Here is a 20,309-nt window from a genome sequence, read left to right as displayed (position 1 = left end):
CTTCTAGTTAATTCGTTAGGTTTACAGAATAAATGCGGTAGCTGCCCTGCCCCCGCGAGGTACTGCTTTAGGCGGCCTTGGCCAGTATTTGTCTGAATTGCGCGACGGTTTCGGCAGTCAGCGGCTGCCGCTGGTTGTCCCAGACCACGCCGTCAAGTTCGTCGGCCAACGTATCGATGGTTTCCATGAAATCATCGAATACCGCCAACGGTGCATCGACTTCGCGCGGTTGCATAAAAAACACGATGCCGGGGCAATAAAAATCTTCTAGCCCGGTGTCCGGGAAAGTACCGGGGTCAACCATGCTGGCGACCGCGAAATCGACCATGCGATTGGCATCCACCCGCTCGAATACCCGCACACTGCCATAGCGCAAGCCCACACGTTCGAAAGCCTCGAACAGATCTTCGCCATTAAAGCCTTGGTCGGCACGGGCAACGATGCTGAACTCGATCAAAGCCGGCAATTCCAAACGCCGCGAATTAGCCAAGGTCGCGGCTTGTTTTTTCTCGACATCCTTGCGCAAAGCATCGGCAGACGGTTTTGGGCTGGGCTTGATGGCTTGATCGTCTAACAGAGCATCTCCATCAACCAACTCGTTGCCTAACGCAAATACATCCATTTCATCGTCGTCTTCCTCGACCGAAAACTCGTCAACCACTCGGTCGTCGTAAGAGTCCTCGTCGTAATAATCGTCAGGGGTGCGTCTTTCTCGCAACGACTTGACGAAATGCCACAACACCATGCCGATCATCACCAGCACGCCGATCAAAATAATCACGACTCTTAATAATTCTTTATCCATTAGCTTTCTGCCATGCTCACTGCTTCATCAATATCAACCGCCACCATTCTGGATACTCCAGGCTCCTTCATGGTAACACCTGCCAGATGTTTTGCAATTTCCATTGTGACTTTGTTGTGCGAAATATACAAAAACTGTACGGTTGCCGACATGTCTTCCACCATCTGCGAAAAGCGCACGACATTAGCATCGTCGAGCGGCGCGTCCACTTCATCCAGCAAACAAAATGGCGCCGGATTCAGTTCAAAAATCGAGAACACCAGGGCCACCGCAGTCAGCGCCTTCTCTCCGCCGGACAACAAATGAATCGAGCTGTTGCGCTTGCCGGGCGGCCGGGCAATGATGTTGACGCCGGCTTCCAGCAAATCGTCTTCGGTCAACTCCAGATAAGCCTGGCCACCGCCGAACAAACGCGGAAATTTTTCTTTCAAGCCACTATTGATCTTGTCGAAAGTCTCTTTAAAGCGCTGGCGGCTTTCCTTGTCGATCTTACTGATGGCCTGATCCAAAGTATTTAAGGCATCGACCAAATCGTCATGCTGCTCGTTTAAAAATTTCATCCGTTCGGATTGCGTTTTGAACTCTTCGATGGCAGTCAGATTGATGGATCCCAGCCGCTCGATTTGATCAGTCAGCTCGTCGACGGCGTTTTTCCACTTAGTTTCGCTCGCGCCTTCGGTCAGATTGGCCAGAATCGCCTCTGGATCAGCATCAACCTCGGTCAATTGCTCCGCAATCGTTTGCTGCCGCACCCGGCTATCCTGTTGCTCGAAACGCACCTGATCCAAGGCTTCTTTTTGTTTTTCCAAGGAACGCTGCGTTTGCGAATATTGCTCGGCTAACTGACTGACCGTCTGTTCGCTGGCTTGTTGCGCCTGACGCTCGGACTGCAAGCTATCCTCGAATTCGGCTTTACGCTCCAACAATTCTTCCAACTGCATTTTCTCGTCGTCGAGCGGCGCTAATGAAAAGTGCAACTTGTTTTCCAGCTCGGCGATTCGGTCAGCCGATTGCTGATGCTGCAATTGCAAACGCTCGATCTGTTTGGCGGTCAGCACTTCCGAAGACTTCAGCGATTCGATTTGCGCATGCAGTCTATGCAAATGCCGGCGCGCTTCGTCAACCGAGGCATCGGTGTTTTGCTGTTGTGCTTGAATCTGTTGATTCAATTGCTCCAATTCGGTTTTCTTGTCGCCCAAATCGCCCAAGGCCTGCTCGGCGTCCTGCTTGATCATTTCCGCTTCGGAAATGCTTTCGGCATTTTCCGCCAGATGCTGGCTGATTTCTTCAATCTCGTGATCGAGTTGCTCCAGGCGGCGTTTTTGCTGTTCGAAACGCGCCGATTGCGCGCTGTACTCGGCGCTTTTTGCGGAAAACTCGGCGCTGAGCAGCTTTTCCTTTTGTTGATATTGCTCTCGATTGTTTTCGGCGGCCTTCAATTCGTGTTCGGAGTTGGCTAATTGCTCTTCGTCCTCGGCTATCATCATCTGCAATTCGCTTTGCCGCTGCTTCAGTTCGCGTAATTCCTTTTCCCTATGTAGTACCCCGGCCTTGCTGTCGCTACCACGGCTGATTTTGATCCAGTCCTTGCCCAACCAAGTGCCGTCGGCCAATACCACCGACTCGTGCGCCTGCAGATGCATTTGCCGGGCTTGTTGCAGGGTCTCCGCGCAGTAAATGCCGCTCAACAAACTGGATAAATCCCAGCGACTGCGCAGCTTACTCGCCAAAGCCACCGAATCGGGACTAACACTAGATGGGCTAGCATGCGTTTCGAACACCACCAACGATTGCTTGGTCAAATCCTGCAACTCGCCCAGTATAGAATCGGCGCTATCCACACAGATCGCTTCCAGGTAACTGCCCAACACCGTTTCCACCGCGGTTTCCCAACCTTCTTCAGCATCCAGGAACTCGGCCAATCGTGGCTGTTGCTCCAAACCCACCTGTTCCAGCCAGGCGCTCAGCTCTTTTTTATCCTTGCCCATCGCATGCTGCTGCAATAACTCCAAGGAACTGATCTTGCCGTTGACCTTTTGCAACTCGGCTCGGCTGGCGTGCAGGCTGTCGTGAAGTTGCTTGATGGCCGGCCGTAATTCTGCGATGCGTTGCAGCACGACTTCCAGTTGCTGCTGCAATTGCTCGCGTTCGGCTTCGATCAATTCGATACTGCTATCCAGGGTTTCCAATTCCAGTTGCAATTGGGTGTCTGCCAGGCCGCCGCGTTCGCCGTTTAATTTGTCCAAACGGGTTTGCAACTGCCGGTTTTGATTTTCCAGTTGCACCAGCTTGGTCCGCTGCACTTCGGCTTGCTCGCGGTAACCGGCGTTTTCCGCTAAAAAAGCTTCCCACTGCTGCTGCCATTGCTGCTTTTGCAGATGCGCGTCTTGCTGAATGCCCAGCAAGTCTTCCTCACGCTCGCGGGCAACGATCATGGTTTCTTCAGCTTCCAGCAAGGTCTGACGGATTTCCTCCAATTGCTGCCGGTCCTGCTCGCATTCGGATTGCGCCTGCTCGGCCTGCAATTTCAAGCGATTGATTTCAACCAGCGTTTCTTCGTGACTTTTTTGGTTGTGCTTAATGGTCTGCTCCAGCCGACTGACTTCGGCAACGACTGCATAATATTCGGCCTGGGTGCTGTCCAGGTGCAGTTGCTGGGCCTTCTGTTCGCCACGCTTAAGTTCCATGGCTTTTTCGGTATCGCGCAGCAATACAAACAATCGATTGTGTTCGGCGGCGATACTTTGCAGTTTTTCTTCCAGCTTCTGCGCAGAACGCTGAAAGTTTTGCCAACGCATCGCCAGCAGCTCTTGCTTGTACTGGCGTTCCTGCTTTTTCAGTTCCGTGTATTTCTCGGCTTTCTCGGCCTGCTTGGCCAAATTCTTGATTTGCTTTTCGACTTCTTCGCGCAAATCGTTCAAGCGCTCGAGATTCTCGCGGGTATGGCGCATGCGGGTTTCAGTTTCCGAACGCCGTTCCTTATACTTCGATACACCGGCCGCCTCCTCGATATGCACCCGCAAATCTTCGGGCTTGGCTTCGACCATTCGGGAAATCGTGCCCTGTTCGATGATCGCATAGCTGCGCGAACCGAGACCGGTGCCCAAGAACAGATCGGTAATATCTTTACGCCGACATTTGGAGCCGTTGAGCATGAACAGCGATTGGCCGTCGCGGCTGACCTGGCGCTTGATGGAAATGGTGGCGTACTGCGAATACTCACCGCCGGCCTTGCCTTCGCTGTTGTCGAATACCAGTTCGACTGACGCCATACTGACCGGCTTGCGGCCCGACGAGCCGTTGAAAATCACGTCGGCCATATTGCCGCCGCGCAAATGCTTGGCGGAGCTCTCGCCCATTACCCAACGTACCGCGTCGATGATATTGGATTTGCCGCAACCGTTCGGACCGACGATCGCAGTCAAATTGCCGTTGATCGGTATCGTGGTGGGATCGACAAAGGATTTGAAACCCGAAAGTTTGATTTTTTCCAGCTTCATGCCTGATTTATGACGCCCAAGACCGTTTACAAAGCCGGCTATTATCGTCGAAATGCCGTTTCGATTCGAATGGAATTTAACTCGGTTTAACACCAGGCCTTAAACCGAGCCCAACATTTCGTCTCGAAAATCAATACGTAAACAGATTGCGGGCATCGCTTGACCAAGCCTATGGGCAAGTCAGACTGCCAACTCCAGCAACCGAAAACCGCTCGATATTCCAGTCGACTTCAGCTTAGTGCGCACCTCGGCATTGCCCGCAAACACCCGCTCTTTACGCCTTTTTTACACGGCTAAAAATAAAATCCGCAGATAGCCAAAAGTTGCCGGAAATCAAGCAATTTTGTGGCATTTAATTAATCTCGTTAACCGGAGAACGCATGCTGCGAGTCATTTATCTGTTTGGATTGGTATCACTGATTTTTCCGGAACTCGTATCTGCCGAATCGGCGCCAGCAGCGCCACAGACCTTTCACCTTGAGCTTACCCAACATTGGGTTGGCTACTTTTCACTGGTCGTGATGATCGTTGCCTATATCTCAGCGATGCTCGAAGATGTAACCCATCTGCGCAAATCCAAACCCATGCTGCTGGCCGCGGCGTTGATCTGGTTCGTCATCGTCCTGGCATATCAACAACACGGCCACAGCTTACCGGCAACCACAGCGTTTAAAGGTAACTTGCAGGCTTATATAGAATTGCTGCTGTTCATCATGGTTTCGATGACCTACTTGAATGCGATGGAGGACATGGGCATCTTTAATGCGCTGAAGATCTGGCTGGTCAGCAAAGACCTCAGCTATCGCCGACTATTTTGGATAACGGGATTTTTAGTTTTCCTCATTTCCTGTATCGTCAACGGCTTGACCGCCGGCTTGTTGATGGGCGCTGTCGTGGTCGCCGTTGGCAAAAACAGTCCGCGTTTTGTCTCGCTGGGCTGTTTGAACATCGTGATTGCCACCAATGCCGGCGGCACATTTAGCCCACTGGGCGGCATATCGACACTGTTTGTTTGGCAACATGGCATGCTGGGTTTTACCGAGTTTTTTAAATTGTTCGTACCTTGTCTCGTCAACTTTTTGGTACCGGCCGCAGCTATGCATTTTGCACTACCCAAAGACAAACCCATTATCGAACCCCAGCAAATTTTGTTACCACGCGGGGCCAAACGCATCATATTCCTGTTCGGCGTCACCATCAGCTTGGCGGTTGGTTTTGATATGGCGTTGGGATTACCGGCGGCAGCCGGCATGATGGCAGGTCTATCCTTGTTACAATTCTTTTATTTCTATCTCCAAAAATCCGATAAACCGAGCAGTCCGCAACAGTCGGAGTTTTCGCTATTTTTCGGCGGCGGCGACGTGAATTTGATGACTAACGAAGCCAAACGCCTGGATATTTTCGACAAAGTGGGCCGACTGGAGTGGGATACCTTACTGTTTTTTTACGGCGCGATGATGGGAATTGGCGGCTTGGGCTTTATCGGCTATCTTGATGCCATTTCTCAGGTGTTATACGGACAATTCAGCCCGACTCTGGCGAATGTAATGATCGGTTTATCGTCGGCATTCGTCGACAACGGTACACTTATGTTTGCGGTGTTAACCATGCACCCGGATATTCCGCAAGGACAATGGTTGTTGCTGACCTTGACCCTGGGCGTCGGCGGCAGCCTGCTAGCCATCGGCTCGGCGCCGGGCATCGGTTTGATGGGGCAAGCCAAGGGGCAATACACCTTCGGTAGCCACATGAAATGGTGCCCGGTCATCCTGTTGGCTTACTTCGCCAGTATCGGTACGCACATGCTGGTCAATGCCGGGGCTTTCTGACCGTCGAATGCCTAACAAGCGCACGCCCAAGCGTTAATATTGACACCCTGATGACACTATCTGAAGCTTGGCTATCCCCGCAAAAGCGCGAGCGCTTCCTCGGCCATGCCTGGGGCATCGCCGCTCCCTTCATTTGCACGCTGATCGATTGGCCTTTGCGTGACCTGCTGGGACCGGCCAGCATTCTGATGACTTATTTACTGGGCGTATTTCTGGTCGCTAGCCGCTACGGCCGCAGCGCATCCATCGTCGCCTCGCTACTCAGCGCACCAACCTTTGCCTTTTATTTTGCCCGCCCCATATTCTCCTTTGCGATTAGCGACTTGGAAAATATCGTCGGCTTGGCGGTGATGATCATCGTCGCGAATGTCACCGGCAGTCTGCTTGAAAAATCGCGCATGCAAGCCGAGTTAGCCAAACAGCGTGAATCGCATACCAATGCGCTCTATCGATTGAGTCGCGACCTGGCGGCAGCGCAGGATCATAACGCCGTCGCACGTATCGCGGCCGAACATATAGACAATGAATTTGGTACCGATTCGGTTCTGCTGATTGCCAATACCAAAAACGGCCTGCAAATTCAAACGAATCAAGCATTGCCCATTTCATTGCAAAGCCTCGACCATACCCTGGCACAGCAAGCCTTAGAGACAGGTGAAGCCAGACTTCAGCCCCCATTAAGCTATTACCCACTGCAAGGATCTAGCGCTGCGCAAGGCATTCTAGCCGTCCTACAAACCGAAGCATTGGCTAGACAAACACCGGAAGTAAACACCTTCTGCCACTTAATCGCGCAAACCTTGGAACGATTTCAGCTAGCCGCGCAGGCCCGAGAGGCCAATCTGCAAGCCGAAACCGAAGCCTTGCGCAATGCTTTGTTAAGCTCTATCTCCCATGACTTGCGCACGCCTTTGACCCGCATCATCGGTGCGGTCGGCACCGCTATCGAGAATGATGCCGGATTATCAGCCCCGGAACGCCAAGAGCTGAATCAATCGGTATTGGAAGAAGCGCAACGCATGTCGGAGTTGACCGGCAAAATTCTGGACATGGCCCGCTTGAGTAGCGGTCAAATCATTTTGCACAGAAGCTGGAACACCATTGAGGAGATAGTCGGCAGCGCTCTGAACCGTTTGGATAGACAATTACAGGACAGACCGGTCCGCACCCTGCTGCCTGATAGCTTGCCGCTAGTTTGGATAGATGCCGTGTTGATAGAACAGGTGTTGGTCAATCTAATCGAAAACGCGGTTAAGTACACGTCGCCAAGCAGCCCGATTGACATTGAGGCTGTATCGCTCCGCGATCAATTCCGCTTAACCGTAGCGGATTACGGTCCGGGTATCGCCAAGAACCAACAAATTCGGATTTTCGAAAAGTTTTATCGCGGCACTACCGAAACCGGACAAAACGGGGTCGGCCTGGGACTTGCATTGTGCAAGGCGATTGTCGAGGCACATGGCGGGATGATTTACGTGAAAAACCGCATCGGTAAGGGCGCGGAGTTTCTTATTGAACTACCGCTGCACGAACCGCCGCCGCTGGCCGAATCGGAAGCGCTTGGAGGCCTAGCATGACTAATGCGCCTTTAATTTTATTAATAGAAGACGACGCACAAACCCGACGTTTTCTAAAAACCAGCCTCAGCCTTCGCGGCTGGTCCATGATCGAAACCGACTGCGGCAAATCCGGCCTGGCGATGCTCAGCAATGCCAATCCCGACTTAGTGATCTTGGATCTGGGCTTACCTGACATGGACGGAATCGCGGTGACGCGACGCTTGCGGCAATTGTCTGACCTGCCCATTCTGATATTGTCGGCGCGCAGCCAGGAGCAAAACAAGATCATGGCACTGGATGCCGGGGCCGACGATTACTTGACCAAACCCTTTGGCAGCGGCGAATTGCATGCTCGGTTACAAGCTTTAATGCGCAGGGTTGCACGCAGCCTGAGCAATCAAGAGACTTTTGAAAGCGGTCAGTTAAAAGTCGATCTGACGCGGCGTAAAGTATTTGTTGCCGACCACGAAGTGCGCATCACTCCTATCGAATTTAGGCTACTCGGCATTCTAATCCGTCATGCCGGGGTGGTCGTCACCCATCGCCAACTGCTTCAAGAGGTTTGGGGTGCGGAACACATACACGATCAACATTATCTGCGCATTTATATGGGGCAATTGCGCCACAAACTGGAAGTCAATCCGGCGCGGCCCCGTTATTTGCTGACCGACGTGGGGGTGGGGTATCGCATGGCGGTTAACGATGACGATTAAAGATTGACCCGGCCTGAAACAGCGGTTCTGTCTAAACTGTTGGCTGCACCCGGTGCTGGCCTGTCGAGGTGGGAGTCCAAGACTCTACGAATCCAGCATTCTAAAAACTGATCGAGAAGCCCGTTATGGTTGATTTCTTTCGAAATTGAAAGGATGGCGGCCCTATTGACGCACTCAGCTCTGGAAAACCGCGTAGTTTTAACGGATTACGAAGAAGCGAGCCAATCCATCAAGACTGGCTCTAGTCGTCTATGCCCAGTCCTAAAAAGGACCGCAGCTAATTCAACAATGCGCCTAAGTTGTTAGGCCGCCGATTGGCAACAGCGGATTGCGCTTGACCGGGATTGTTTTGGATATCCGAGATCAACCTTCCAAGCACCTGTTGCGCCTGCTCAGGGCTATTGATTCTGGCCTGACTGTCACTATTTTGTCCGCTGGCAGCCTGCGCCAATTTCAAAGACTCCTGCGACAAACTAACCGTGTCGCTTGGGCTGGGCTCTGGTCTCTCGGCCTGATTTTGCGAATTGGTCGCCTTCCTGCGTTCGGCCAACGCTTCAATCCCGCTGGCTTTTTGATCTTTGGATACACCTTGGCTAGCCAAGGAATTTGGGTTTGGGTATGTAGTGTTGATTTCCATCGTCGACTCCCCTGCAAGTTAGACTCACATCTTAGCGGTTTTTGCGATTCGCCTTAACAATAATTTTACATCATTCGCCGCAAGTTGTTGACAATTCTGCCCATCAAATGTTTCGACTGATTCAGGAGAAACAAACCCGGGACCCTACGCAAGCGCCAGCTCAAAATCACACGATAACTCATTGAGTTTAAATGCTTAATACGTTATCGCATCTTAGCTGGTAAAATATTGCCAGACTTAACCGGCGGACATCCCATTCGCTACTCCGGAATCCATAACAACCCAAATCAAGTAATGACTACAAAACCCAGCGCAGACCTCACCACTTTCGAAAACCCCAGGCCGGCGCGCGACTTTACGATTCGCATCGACATCCCGGAATTTACCTGTTTGTGCCCGATGACCGGCCAACCCGACTTCGCCAAACTGGTTCTGGAATATGTACCCAATAAATTATGCGTGGAACTCAAGTCTTTGAAGCTGTATATGTGGACTTTCCGCGAGCGTGGCGCGTTTCATGAGGCTGTAACCAACGAAATTTTGGATCATATCGTCGCGGCAATTTCTCCCAATTTCATGCGCCTGCGCGCCGAATTCAATGTGCGTGGCGGCATTTACACCACGGTAATTGCCGAACATCGCGACCCAAGTTGGCAAGCGCCTGAGCTGGTCAATTTGCCATAAAGCAACGTGAGCGGCAGAACCTTCTATAACAGCGATATTGCCGTCGCCCTGCAATACGACGGCAAAAATGCGCCGAAAGTAACCGCCAAAGGCGAAGGTTTTACCGCTCAGCAAATTCTGGCCATCGCCGAAAAACACGGCGTACCGCTGCAAAACGAGCCGGAGCTGGCGCGAATTTTGGCGCAAGTCCCACTCGGTGAGGAAATCCCCCAACAACTCTATATTGCCGTTGCCGAAGTCATCGCCTTTGCGTATTTCATCAGCGGCAAAACCCCTGATTCCGAATCATGAATTTAAAAGAAGCGTTTACCGTGTTGCCGCAATACGCATTGCCGCATCACGCACTATCCGGCGTGATGTCCAAACTGACTCACTGCCAAAACAAAATCTGGAAAAACCTGTTTATCAAATCCATCGTGCAGTTGTACGGGGTAAACATGCAGGAAGCCAAGTTTCAAGACCTGGATCACTACGCCAGCTTCAATGATTTTTTTACCCGCGAATTAAAAGACGGCGCCAGACAGATTGACTCCGCCGCCGACGCCATAGCCTGTCCGGCGGACGGCGCGGTCAGCCAAGCCGGACCGATCAGCAACGGTCGAATTTTCCAAGCCAAGGGCCACGACTACAGCGCCTTGGAATTGCTGGGCGGTGACGCCGAACGGGCGCAGGCCTTTGAAGATGGCTCTTTCGCCACTATTTACTTATCACCCAAGGATTACCACCGTCTGCATATGCCGCTGACCGGCACTTTGCAAGAAATGGTACATATTCCCGGCCGCCTGTTTAGCGTGAATAACACCACGGTTGGCGCCGTGCCGAATCTGTTCGCGCGCAACGAGCGCGTAGCCTGTATTTTTGACACAGCCGCTGGGCCAATGGCTTTGATTCTGGTCGGCGCGATTTTCGTGTCCAGCGTCGAAACTGTCTGGCACGGTGTCGTCACGCCACCGAGCATCAGCGCTCCCAGGACCTGGCGTTATGAAAAAGACGCGCCGATTATTGAAAAAGGCATGGAAATGGGCAGATTCAATATGGGCTCGACAATTATCGTCCTGTTCGGTAAAGAAAAAATAGCTTGGAACGACGACTTCTCCAGCGGCAGAGCGGTACAACTGGGCGAGGCGATTGGCCGAACGCTAGCATAAACCGGACAAATTGACAGCGTAATGTGATAAGCACTGCTAGTGTGGCATAATGCGCGCCTGTCCGCCCGGCCGGACCATTAAAACGACGATAACAATAAGAGGATTACCATGAGTTTCTTGATTTCCGATGCGCTGGCCCAAACAGCGCCCTCCGCCGTACAACCCGGCTTTGAAGGTATGCTGTTTCCATTGGGTATTCTGATATTTTTCTATTTCCTGTTCATCCGCCCACAATCCAAGCGCAACAAAGAACAAAAACAAATGCTGGCTGCGTTGGGTAAAGGCGCCGAAGTGGTCACCACCGGCGGTATTCTAGGTAAAGTGGCGGAACTGGACGACAACTTCGTCAAACTGGAAGTCTCTGACAACAGCTTTATTCAGGTCCAACGTCACGCCATCGCCAACATGATGCCTAAAGGTACTTACAAAACCTTGAACAGCAAAAAAACCAAAGAATAAGTTTGCTTTAACCCTGCGATATACCCCGCTTTTATTCGCAACAGCCTGGCTGTCACTGCTTTTAATGGAATAACCATGCAAAATCATTTCCCTGTCTGGAAAAACATCCTAGTAATTTTCGTGCTGTTAGTCGGTACGATTTACGCGCTGCCTAATCTTTATGGCAACGACCCGGCAGTGCAATTGGCCTCGTCTAGCCCGACGCCATTGCAGCAGTCTCAGGCTGACGCAGTCGCCGCCAGCATCAAAAACGCTGGTTTCACGTTGAAAAGCTTTGAATTTGCCGACGGCAAAATCCTGGCGCGATTCAATAATACCGACGAGCAAATGAAAGCGGCAGACCTATTGCGTGAACAAATGGCCGGTAAAGCCACAGTCGCCTTGAATTTAGCGCCTGCCACCCCGGCTTGGCTGCGCGCTTTCGGTGCAAACCCTATGCATCTGGGCTTAGACTTGCGCGGGGGGGTGCACTTTCTGTTGGAAGTTGACATGGACTCCGCGCTGAAACAAGCCGAAGAACGCTACACCAACGACATTCGCTCGGCCTTCCGCGATGCGAAAGTTCGGTATCAATCCGTTTCGAAGGAAGCGGGCGGCATCAAAGTCGTGCTGCCTAACGAAGAATCCAGAGTTGCCGCCACAGAAGTACTCAATAAAGACTTCCGCGGTCTGGATTTAGTGGAAAGCGGTCCGAATGAATTCACATTAAACATCCCCGAACGCAACCTGCGCGAAATCAAGAAATCGGCGCTGGGCCAAAATATTACCACGCTGCGCAACCGGGTCAACGAACTGGGTGTCGCCGAGCCTATCATTCAGCAACAAGGCGACAGCCGCATCGTCGTGCAACTGCCCGGCGTGCAAGACACTACCCGCGCCAAAGAATTGTTAGGCACCACCGCCACACTGGAATACCGTTTGGTAGATGTGGAGCACGATGTGCAATCGGCCTTGGGCGGCCACGAACCTATCGGCAGCCGCTTATATAAAGACAAAAACGGCGCCCCGGTGCTGTTGAAACGTGCGGTTATCGTTACGGGCGACCAGATCACCGATGCGTCATCAGGCTTGGATCAAGACGGTTCACCTGCCGTATTCATCACATTGGATGGTGTCGGTGCCAAGAAAATGGGCAAGATGACCCAGGAAAATATCGGCAAACCGATGGCTGTGGTGTTCATCGAATACAAATCCGAAACCCGGGTCGTTAACGGCGAGAAAGTTCAACATAAAGAAAAAGTCGAAAAAGTCATCAGCGTCGCCACCATTCGCGACAGTTTCAGCAAACGCTTCCAAACCACCGGCCTGGACAGCCCTGAAGAAGCCCGCACCTTGGCCTTATTACTCAGAGCCGGCGCCTTGGCTGCTCCGGTTGAAATCGTCGAAGAACGCACCGTCGGCCCCAGCTTGGGTCAGGAAAATATCGATCAAGGCATGATGTCGATTACCGCCGGCTTCCTGCTGGTGGTATTTTTCATGGTTGCTTATTACCGCGCTTTCGGCTTGATCGCCAACTTTGCTTTGTTGTTCAACGTCGTGCTGCTGATCTCCATTATGTCCGTGTTGCAAGCCACCCTGACCCTGCCAGGCATGGCCGGTATCGTCTTGACTGTGGGTATGGCGGTGGACGCCAACGTACTGATCAACGAACGGATCCGCGAGGAACTGCGTAATGGCTTGAGCCGGCAGGCCAGCATTTACGTAGGTTACGAAAAGGCCTTTGCGACCATTCTCGACTCCAACGTTACCCACTTTATCGTCGCCGTATTGTTGTTCGGCTTTGGCACGGGCCCGGTTAAGGGTTTCGCGCTGGTCTTGATGATTGGGATTGCCACTTCGGTATTTACCGCGGTCACCGGCACCCGGATGTTGGTTAACTGGTTTTACGGCAACGATCACCGCAGCGATAAAATTTCCATCTAGCCAAAAATCTGGTCTCGGCTTAGCATAAACCGGACCGCTTCCGCGATTTCGGAAACACACTATTCGGCAGGGCGTTTTTCAACACTCTGCCTGACACGCTATAATGCGCAATTAATTTTTCAATCAACATCCTCACTGGAGTTACACAATGGCAATCGAACGTACTTTCTCAATCATCAAGCCTGATGCAGTCGCTAAAAATGTGATTGGGGAAATTGTCAGCCGCTTCGAAAAAAACGGCTTGCGCATCGTCGCATCCAAAATGCTGCAACTGACCCAAGAGCAAGCCGAAGGCTTTTATGCCGAGCATAAAGAACGCGGTTTTTTCAAAGACTTGGTTAGCTTCATGACTTCCGGCCCGGTGGTTGTGCAAGTGTTGGAAGGCGAAAATGCGGTATTGAAAAACCGCGAACTGATGGGTGCCACCAACCCGAAAGAAGCTGCGCCAGGCACGATCCGCGCCGACTTCGCGGTCAGCATCGACGAAAACGCCGTGCACGGCTCCGATGCGCCGGAATCTGCCGCGAGAGAAATCGCTTACTTCTTCTCTGCTAATGAACTCTGCGACCGTATCCGCTAAACCAGCATTGATTAATCTGCTGGATTTCGACAGAAAAGGCTTGCAAGCCTTTTTTGTCGAGCTCGGCGAAAAACCGTTTCGCGCCACCCAGGTGTTGAAATGGATTTATCAGGAAGGCATCTCGGATTTCGACGAGATGACCAACCTGAGCAAATCGCTACGCAGTCATTTAAAAGAACACTGCCAGATCAAAGTCCCGGAAATCGTCGCCGAACAATTGGCGTCCGACGGCACTTGCAAGTGGGCGGTGCAGATGCACTGCGGCAATCGGGTGGAGACCGTTTACATCCCGGAAGAACGCCGCGCCACCTTGTGCATCTCCTCGCAAGTGGGCTGCGCGTTGGCCTGCACCTTTTGCTCGACCGCCAAACAAGGCTTCAACCGCAACCTGTCCACCGCCGAAATCATCGGCCAGCTGTATCTGGCACAACAAAGACTAGGACCGGAACGCCGCATCACCAACGTGGTGATGATGGGCATGGGCGAACCCTTGCTGAACTTCGATAATGTCGTGGCGGCAATGAATTTAATGATGGACGACTTCGGTTATGGCTTGTCCAAACGCCGCGTCACGATCAGCACCTCCGGCATAGTGCCAGCCATGAAACGCCTGAACGAAGTTTGCGATGTCAGCGTGGCGGTCTCGCTGCACGCCCCCAACGACGCCTTGCGCGACCAAATCGTACCGATCAACGTCAAATATCCGCTGAAGGAATTGATGGAAGCCTGCCGCGAATACGCCAAGACCGGCCCGCGCAAGCATATTACGTTTGAATACGTGATGCTGGACGGCATCAACGACAGCCCTGAAGACGCGCGCACCTTAGTCAAGCTATTGAAAACCGTGCCGTCCAAGCTAAATCTGATTCCGTTCAATCCGTTTCCGCAATCGCCTTACCGTTGCTCCAGTAACGCCGCCATCCTGAAATTTCGGGATATTCTGCATAATGCCGGCATCGTCACCACCGTTCGCAAGACCCGCGGCGAGGACATTGATGCAGCCTGCGGGCAATTGGTCGGTCAAGTACAAGATAAAAGCCGCAGACATTTAAAACTGCAAGCACAAGGACTCTCGCATGGCCAATAGGCAAGCCGCTCGCGGATTAGTGCTGATGAGCCTATTGCTAGGCGCTTGCGGCCTGCTGCCGGACACCCGCGAGACGATGAGCAATGCCGAAAAAGCCAAGCTCAATCTACAAATGGGCGCGCGTTATCTGGACATGGGCATGCTCGACGTCGCCAAGGAAAAACTGGAAAACGCCGTACGGCTGGATTCCAGCAACCCGGAAACCCATAACGCCCTGGCCGTCTTCTATGAGCGCATCAAACAAACCGAAGCAGCCAGCGACAGCTATCAAACCGCCTTGAATAAAGATTCGGATAATTTCAGCATCAAGAATAACTATGGCCGCTTCTTGTGCGAGCAAGGCAAATTCGATAAAGGCATAGCCTTGCTGCAAGATTCGATGGCATCGCCAATGAACAACCGGCCCTGGTTTGCATTAACCAATCTGGGCGTTTGTTACGTTAAGCAGAACGACATGCAGCGCGCCGAAGAGTATTTTCGCCAAGCCTTGCAATCTCAGCCCGATTACTCGCCGGCCTTGCAGGAGATGCAGCGCATCAGCTATCAGAATGGTCAGTTCATGTCGGCCAGGGCGTTTCTGGAGCGCTACCTGGGCGTCGCCAAACATACCCCGGAAACGCTGTGGATCGCGTTTCAAACCGAACGGGCGCTGGGTAACAGCAAAATATCCGAAGAATACCGCGAGCAATTGATTAGCTCTTTTCCTGCTTCCAAAGAAGCACAACAAGTCAAAACCGCGATCAGCAAATAATCCGGCAACAAACAAGATCATGGCAAAACAACAACAGGCTATCCAAGCCATCCGCGGCATGCACGACATCCTTCCTGAACAATCGCCTCTATGGCAATGGCTGGAAAGCCAGGCCAAACAGGTATTGAGCGCCTACGGCTATCAGGAAATCAGATTGCCTATCGTCGAAAAGACCGAACTGTTCAAGCGTTCGATCGGTGAAGTCACTGACATCGTCGAAAAAGAAATGTATACCTTCGACGACCGCAACGGCGATTCGTTAACCCTCCGCCCTGAAGGCACCGCCGGCTGTCTACGCGCTTGCCTGGAACACGGTTTATTGCACAACCAAAGCCACCGTCTGTGGTACTACGGCCCGATGTTCCGCCACGAACGCCCACAAAAAGGTCGTTACCGCCAATTTTATCAATTGGGCGTGGAAACCTACGGCATGCCCGGCCCGGATATCGACGCGGAAATCATCGCCCTGACCGACCGATTGTGGAAGCAGCTAGGCATCCGCGATAAAGTCGAGCTGCAAATCAATTCCCTGGGTACCAGCGAAGAACGTCTGGCTTATCGCGGCAAACTGGTCGAATATTTCCAACAACATCTGGCAGTTTTAGACGAAGACAGCTTGCGCCGCCTGGAAACCAATCCGCTACGCATCCTGGATAGTAAAAATCCGGATATGCAGGCTATGTTGCAACAGGCCCCGGTACTACTTGAGCATCTTGGAGAAGAAAGTCTGGCACATTTCAATAGCCTGAAAGCCACGCTGGACGATCTGGGTATTACCTACCAATTGAATACTCGCTTGGTGCGCGGCCTGGATTATTACGGCAAAACCGTATTCGAATGGGTCACCGAGCACTTAGGCTCGCAAGGCACCATCTGCGCTGGCGGCCGCTATGACGGCTTGATCGAACAACTGGGCGGCAAGGCGAATCACGCCATCGGCTTTGCGATGGGCATGGAGCGCATCCTGGCCTTGCTTGAATTACTGGATAATGTCCCAGTCGCAGCTAGCACCGATGTTTACATGATTCGCGTCGGCACCAACGCCGAAGCAGCCGGCATGCGCTTGGCCGAACGCATCCGCGATGCGCTTCCGGGCTTGAAATTGCAAGTCAATTGCGGCGGCGGCAGCTTCAAAAGCCAGTTTAAAAAAGCCGATAAGTCCGGTGCCGAGTACGCCATCATCATCGGCGACGACGAAGCCCAACGCGGCGAAGTGGCCTTGAAACCCTTGCGCATCGACGCGGAGCAAAGCACACACAATCACGACCAGCTCCTGCAAACCCTGCAAGACTGGCACCGCCAATAATCCTTTATAACCTGATAATAGAAGAGAACTACCGTGGCAATTTACGATACCGAAGAAGAACAACTGGAACAGTTGAAAAAGTGGTGGGAAGCCAATCAGACTTCATTGATCGCCGGTGTTGTCACCGCAATAGTATTGGTGAGCGGCTGGAATCTCTGGCAAAACCACCAACTGGAAAAACGCGCCCAAGCCTCGCAGATGTACCAACAATTGTTGGATAGCGCGGCCAAGGACAATAGTGAATCCACCGAAAAACTGGCGGAACGCTTGCCTATCGAATTTCCGGGCTCCGCTTACGCCCACTATGCCGGCCTGCAATTGGCCAAAAGCAAAGTGCAAAAAGGTGATCTGGAAGGCGCTAAAGCGATTCTGGAAAAATCCATCAAGGAAGCCGACAGCGATGAGTTAAGACATGTGGCCCGTCTGCGTCTGATTCAGTTAATGCTGGCTACCGGTCAATACGAACAAGGCTTGCAATTGATCGCCGCAGTCGATCCGGCTAAATCCGAAGGTTTTTCCGCCAGTTACGACGAATTGCAGGGCGACCTGTATGTCGCGCTGGATCGTTTGGACGAAGCCCGCAGCGCCTACCAAAGCGCAATCAGAACCGGTCAAGCCACCCCGCTGACGCAGTTCAAGCTGGACGACGTCGCAACGCCTGGCAACGCTGCCACGGCGGCTGCCAATTAAGCCCACGCCAACGGATACACGCTTTAGCATGTTAATCAGGAACATCAGATACCGCTCACTTCTCCCGCTGCTTGCCTGCCTGCCGATGCTAGCCGGCTGCGCGGGCTTGGATGCCGGACGCGACTTTATCTCGGGCTTAACGGAATATATCACCGGCGACGACGACAACGCCGATCCACCGGCCGCCTTGCAGGAATATACCCCGGAAGTGCAAGTCGAGGTGCTGTGGAAGGAATCAATCGGTAATGGCGCGGATGAAAAATATCTGAAACTGATACCGGCAGTCGCCGAAGGCACTGTATACGTCGGTGACAACAAAGGCCATTTGCAGGCGCGTGGCGCCGGCAACGGTAGTCTGAGCTGGGAAAACAACACCGATTACAGCTTCTCAGCCGGTCCCGGTCTGGGGGTGCATACCGTGGTAATGGGTACCAGCACCGGCGAAGTCATAGGTTTTGATAAAGCCAACGGCGAACAGCGCTGGAAAATCGACGTGCCCAGCGAAGTATTGGCGGCTCCGGTGGTAAGTCACGGTATTGTCATCGTCCGGACCACCGACGGCAAAATCATCGGCCTAAAAGAAGACAATGGCGCGCAACTCTGGACCTTCGAACACAGCGTACCGGCCCTGAGCATCCGCGGCACCGGCGCGCCCATTATTGTCGACGACAACGTGATCGCCGGCTCGGCCAACGGCAAGCTGGAAGCCCTGCAATTGAAAGACGGCAAATCCATCTGGGAAGCCACTATCGCGATACCCAGCGGTCGGTCCGAAGTCGAACGCTTGGTCGATCTCGATGTCGATCCGGTCGCGGCACGCGGCGCCATTTATATCGCCGGCTTCACCGGCGGCGCGTCTTCGGTATCCGAAGTGGACGGCGATGTGCTGTGGCGCAACGAAGCGGTGTCTTCCTACACCGGCCTGAGCCTGGATTACCGTTACCTTTATGTCAGCGATACCCAAAGCCATGTCTGGCAACTCGATCAACGCAGCGGCGCCTCGCTGTGGAAACAAAAAGACTTACACAACCGCCAATTGACGGCGGCGGTGGTTTATCAAAATTATGTCGTAGTCGGCGATTTCGAAGGTTATGTACATTGGCTGTCCAATAGCGACGGCCGCCAATTGGGCCGGATTCAGGTCAGTAAAGCGGCGATAGAAGCCAAGCCGGTAGTCGTGGACGATACGGTTTTCATTTACGCCAAAGACGGCACCCTGGCCGCTTTGAGAGCAAAATAAATTCATGTTACCTGTTATCGCCCTGGTGGGCCGCCCCAATGTGGGCAAATCTACGCTATTTAATTACTTGACGCGCAGTCGCGAAGCATTAGTTGCCGATTATCCCGGCCTGACCCGCGACCGCCAGTACGGTCGGGTCAAACGCGGCGAGCGCGACTGTCTGGTAGTCGACACCGGCGGTATCACTGACGAACAGGAAGGCATAGACGTCTTCGCCAAAAAGCAGGTGGAAATTGCGCTGCAGGAAGCCGACGTGGTGTTCTTCCTGGTCGACGCCCGCGACGGTTTGAACGCCACCGACGAAGCGATTGCCGATATGCTGCGCAAACTGGGCAAACCAGTGGTGCTAGTGGTGAATAAAGTCGACGGCATCGACAGCAATACTGTAACAAACGATTTTTATAGCCTGGCACTCGGCGAACCCATCGGGATTGCCGCTACCCACGGCCGCAATGTCCACGACTTACTGGATCGTATCGACGAGTTATTGCCGGTAGTCGAGGACGAATTCGAAGAGCAGGATCCGGGTATCGCCATTGCCATCGTCGGCCGTCCTAACGTCGGCAAATCGACTTTAGTGAATCGGCTGCTCGGCGAAGAGCGTGTAGTGGTGTTCGACGAAGCCGGCACGACCCGCGACAGTATCTATATTCCGTTCGAACGCAACGGCCAGAAATTCACCCTAATCGATACCGCCGGCATGCGCCGCCGCTCCCGCGTATCGCTGACCGTGGAAAAATTCAGCATCATTAAATCGCTGCAAGCCATCGAAAAAGCCCATGTGGTGATTTATTTGATCGACGCCCGCGAGGGTGTCACCGATCAGGATGCGCACATTTTGGGCTTGGTGTTGGAAGCCGGCCGGGCTTTGATTATTGGTTTGAACAAATGGGACGGCCTGAACGCCGAACACCGCGATTTCGTGAAAAAGCAAATCGAGATCAAATTGTCGTTTTTGGATTTTGCCGAAAAGCATCCGATCTCCGCGCTGCACGGCAGCGGCGTCGGCAAGCTGTTCGACGTGGTGCATACCCTGTACGACTCGGCGATGACCGACATGTCAACGCCCTTGCTGACCCGGATTTTGACCGACGCGCTGGCCGCACATCAGCCGCCACTGGTCGGTGGTCGCCGCATCAAATTGAAGTACGCGCACCAGGGCGGCCGAAATCCACCGGTTGTCGTGATCCACGGCACCCAGACCGATGCCCTGCCCGGTGCATACAAACGCTATTTGATGAATTATTTCCGCGATCAGTTGCGGCTTACAGGCACGCCGATACGCTTGGTATTCAAATCGCCGGAGAACCCGTTTCAGGGTCAGAAAAACCCGCTAAGCGACCGCCAGATGAAAAAACGCAAACGTCTGATCGATTTCAGCAAACGCAAAAAATAAAA

The 20,309-nt window shown here is 52.9% G+C and carries 18 protein-coding genes; 15 read left to right on the top strand and 3 right to left on the bottom strand.

The annotated features are described in order from the left end of the window. Positions 1 to 67 precede the first annotated feature (67 nt). A complete protein-coding gene (locus tag ACMXD4_RS06920) occupies positions 68 to 805 on the bottom strand; it encodes a cell division protein ZipA C-terminal FtsZ-binding domain-containing protein (RefSeq protein WP_415880270.1) in 738 nt (245 codons plus the stop codon). Beyond that, positions 805 to 4,305: a chromosome segregation protein SMC gene (gene smc / locus ACMXD4_RS06915; protein WP_415880269.1), complete on the bottom strand. Its 3,501-nt coding sequence runs from the start codon at positions 4,303 to 4,305 to the stop codon at positions 805 to 807. Before smc ends, ACMXD4_RS06920 begins: the two co-directional genes overlap by 1 nt. Positions 4,306 to 4,685: 380 nt before the next feature. Here smc and nhaD point away from each other — a divergent pair, with 380 nt between their 5' ends. From nhaD to ACMXD4_RS06900, 3 genes are read left to right on the top strand one after another with little or no spacing between them, the layout of a single operon-like run. Then, the gene (nhaD, locus tag ACMXD4_RS06910; protein ID WP_415880268.1) at positions 4,686 to 6,134 is read left to right on the top strand and encodes a sodium:proton antiporter NhaD; all 1,449 of its coding nucleotides are present in this window, start codon (positions 4,686 to 4,688) and stop codon (positions 6,132 to 6,134) included. A 50-nt stretch (positions 6,135 to 6,184) separates the two neighbouring features. Beyond that, positions 6,185 to 7,711, top strand: a complete 1,527-nt coding sequence (locus ACMXD4_RS06905; protein WP_415880267.1) for a DUF4118 domain-containing protein — start codon at positions 6,185 to 6,187, stop codon at positions 7,709 to 7,711. Then, positions 7,708 to 8,406 carry a response regulator gene (locus ACMXD4_RS06900; protein ID WP_415880266.1) on the top strand — a complete coding sequence of 233 codons (699 nt, stop codon included), beginning with the start codon at positions 7,708 to 7,710 and terminating at the stop codon, positions 8,404 to 8,406. The genes ACMXD4_RS06905 and ACMXD4_RS06900 overlap by 4 nt, the downstream gene beginning before the upstream one ends. Positions 8,407 to 8,683: 277 nt before the next feature. Here the strand turns inward: ACMXD4_RS06900 and ACMXD4_RS06895 are convergent, their stop codons facing one another. Further along, positions 8,684 to 9,043: a hypothetical protein gene (locus ACMXD4_RS06895; RefSeq protein WP_415880265.1), complete on the bottom strand. Its 360-nt coding sequence runs from the start codon at positions 9,041 to 9,043 to the stop codon at positions 8,684 to 8,686. Between the two features lie 294 nt (positions 9,044 to 9,337). On the opposite strand from ACMXD4_RS06895, the gene queF reads away from it, so the two are divergent. The 12 genes from queF (at position 9,338) to der (ending at position 20,307) form a co-directional block, all read left to right on the top strand. Then, the gene (gene queF, locus ACMXD4_RS06890; RefSeq protein WP_171696088.1) at positions 9,338 to 9,727 is read left to right on the top strand and encodes a preQ(1) synthase; all 390 of its coding nucleotides are present in this window, start codon (positions 9,338 to 9,340) and stop codon (positions 9,725 to 9,727) included. Between the two features lie 6 nt (positions 9,728 to 9,733). After that, on the top strand, positions 9,734 to 10,018 hold the full coding sequence (locus ACMXD4_RS06885) for an EscU/YscU/HrcU family type III secretion system export apparatus switch protein (RefSeq protein WP_026603899.1): 285 nt from the start codon (positions 9,734 to 9,736) through the stop codon (positions 10,016 to 10,018). After that, positions 10,015 to 10,875, top strand: coding sequence for an archaetidylserine decarboxylase (gene asd, locus ACMXD4_RS06880; RefSeq protein ID WP_415880264.1), 861 nt, complete (start codon positions 10,015 to 10,017; stop codon positions 10,873 to 10,875). Before ACMXD4_RS06885 ends, asd begins: the two co-directional genes overlap by 4 nt. Before the next feature lie 108 nt (positions 10,876 to 10,983). Next, positions 10,984 to 11,334: a preprotein translocase subunit YajC gene (gene yajC / locus ACMXD4_RS06875; protein WP_084153212.1), complete on the top strand. Its 351-nt coding sequence runs from the start codon at positions 10,984 to 10,986 to the stop codon at positions 11,332 to 11,334. A 75-nt stretch (positions 11,335 to 11,409) separates the two neighbouring features. Beyond that, positions 11,410 to 13,257, top strand: a complete 1,848-nt coding sequence (gene secD / locus ACMXD4_RS06870) for a protein translocase subunit SecD (RefSeq protein WP_415880263.1) — start codon at positions 11,410 to 11,412, stop codon at positions 13,255 to 13,257. A 148-nt stretch (positions 13,258 to 13,405) separates the two neighbouring features. Continuing rightward, positions 13,406 to 13,837: a nucleoside-diphosphate kinase gene (gene ndk / locus ACMXD4_RS06865; RefSeq protein ID WP_415880262.1), complete on the top strand. Its 432-nt coding sequence runs from the start codon at positions 13,406 to 13,408 to the stop codon at positions 13,835 to 13,837. Next, positions 13,812 to 14,924 carry a 23S rRNA (adenine(2503)-C(2))-methyltransferase RlmN gene (rlmN, locus tag ACMXD4_RS06860; protein WP_415880261.1) on the top strand — a complete coding sequence of 371 codons (1,113 nt, stop codon included), beginning with the start codon at positions 13,812 to 13,814 and terminating at the stop codon, positions 14,922 to 14,924. Before ndk ends, rlmN begins: the two co-directional genes overlap by 26 nt. Further along, complete coding sequence (pilW, locus tag ACMXD4_RS06855) at positions 14,914 to 15,675, top strand: type IV pilus biogenesis/stability protein PilW (protein ID WP_415880260.1); 762 nt, start codon at positions 14,914 to 14,916, stop codon at positions 15,673 to 15,675. Before rlmN ends, pilW begins: the two co-directional genes overlap by 11 nt. Before the next feature lie 19 nt (positions 15,676 to 15,694). Beyond that, positions 15,695 to 16,981: a histidine--tRNA ligase gene (gene hisS / locus ACMXD4_RS06850; RefSeq protein ID WP_171696093.1), complete on the top strand. Its 1,287-nt coding sequence runs from the start codon at positions 15,695 to 15,697 to the stop codon at positions 16,979 to 16,981. Between the two features lie 33 nt (positions 16,982 to 17,014). Beyond that, complete coding sequence (locus tag ACMXD4_RS06845) at positions 17,015 to 17,671, top strand: YfgM family protein (RefSeq protein ID WP_415880259.1); 657 nt, start codon at positions 17,015 to 17,017, stop codon at positions 17,669 to 17,671. A 28-nt stretch (positions 17,672 to 17,699) separates the two neighbouring features. Next, a complete protein-coding gene (gene bamB, locus ACMXD4_RS06840) occupies positions 17,700 to 18,911 on the top strand; it encodes an outer membrane protein assembly factor BamB (RefSeq protein WP_033155552.1) in 1,212 nt (403 codons plus the stop codon). Positions 18,912 to 18,915: 4 nt separating this feature from the next. Continuing rightward, positions 18,916 to 20,307: a ribosome biogenesis GTPase Der gene (gene der / locus ACMXD4_RS06835; RefSeq protein WP_171696095.1), complete on the top strand. Its 1,392-nt coding sequence runs from the start codon at positions 18,916 to 18,918 to the stop codon at positions 20,305 to 20,307. Positions 20,308 to 20,309: the final 2 nt, after the last annotated feature.

The organism is Methylomonas sp. TEB, assembly GCF_047777895.1.
Classification (GTDB): domain Bacteria; phylum Pseudomonadota; class Gammaproteobacteria; order Methylococcales; family Methylomonadaceae; genus Methylomonas.
The sequence above is the reverse complement of the archived record's forward strand: the minus strand, read 5'-3'. Positions and strand labels throughout refer to the sequence as shown.

Bases quoted from the DNA above. Each gene is read 5' to 3' on its own strand.
- bamB (WP_033155552.1), top strand. From the start codon at position 17,700: ATGTTAATCAGGAACATCAGATACCGCTCACTTCTCCCGCTGCTTGCC.
- rlmN (WP_415880261.1), top strand. From the start codon at position 13,812: ATGAACTCTGCGACCGTATCCGCTAAACCAGCATTGATTAATCTGCTG.
- asd (WP_415880264.1), top strand. From the start codon at position 10,015: ATGAATTTAAAAGAAGCGTTTACCGTGTTGCCGCAATACGCATTGCCG.
- yajC (WP_084153212.1), top strand. From the start codon at position 10,984: ATGAGTTTCTTGATTTCCGATGCGCTGGCCCAAACAGCGCCCTCCGCC.
- secD (WP_415880263.1), top strand. From the start codon at position 11,410: ATGCAAAATCATTTCCCTGTCTGGAAAAACATCCTAGTAATTTTCGTG.
- queF (WP_171696088.1), top strand. From the start codon at position 9,338: ATGACTACAAAACCCAGCGCAGACCTCACCACTTTCGAAAACCCCAGG.
- ndk (WP_415880262.1), top strand. From the start codon at position 13,406: ATGGCAATCGAACGTACTTTCTCAATCATCAAGCCTGATGCAGTCGCT.
- ACMXD4_RS06905 (WP_415880267.1), top strand. From the start codon at position 6,185: ATGACACTATCTGAAGCTTGGCTATCCCCGCAAAAGCGCGAGCGCTTC.
- der (WP_171696095.1), top strand. From the start codon at position 18,916: ATGTTACCTGTTATCGCCCTGGTGGGCCGCCCCAATGTGGGCAAATCT.
- ACMXD4_RS06895 (WP_415880265.1), bottom strand. From the start codon at position 9,043: ATGGAAATCAACACTACATACCCAAACCCAAATTCCTTGGCTAGCCAA.
- ACMXD4_RS06900 (WP_415880266.1), top strand. From the start codon at position 7,708: ATGACTAATGCGCCTTTAATTTTATTAATAGAAGACGACGCACAAACC.
- hisS (WP_171696093.1), top strand. From the start codon at position 15,695: ATGGCAAAACAACAACAGGCTATCCAAGCCATCCGCGGCATGCACGAC.
- pilW (WP_415880260.1), top strand. From the start codon at position 14,914: ATGGCCAATAGGCAAGCCGCTCGCGGATTAGTGCTGATGAGCCTATTG.
- ACMXD4_RS06920 (WP_415880270.1), bottom strand. From the start codon at position 805: ATGGATAAAGAATTATTAAGAGTCGTGATTATTTTGATCGGCGTGCTG.
- nhaD (WP_415880268.1), top strand. From the start codon at position 4,686: ATGCTGCGAGTCATTTATCTGTTTGGATTGGTATCACTGATTTTTCCG.
- smc (WP_415880269.1), bottom strand. From the start codon at position 4,305: ATGAAGCTGGAAAAAATCAAACTTTCGGGTTTCAAATCCTTTGTCGAT.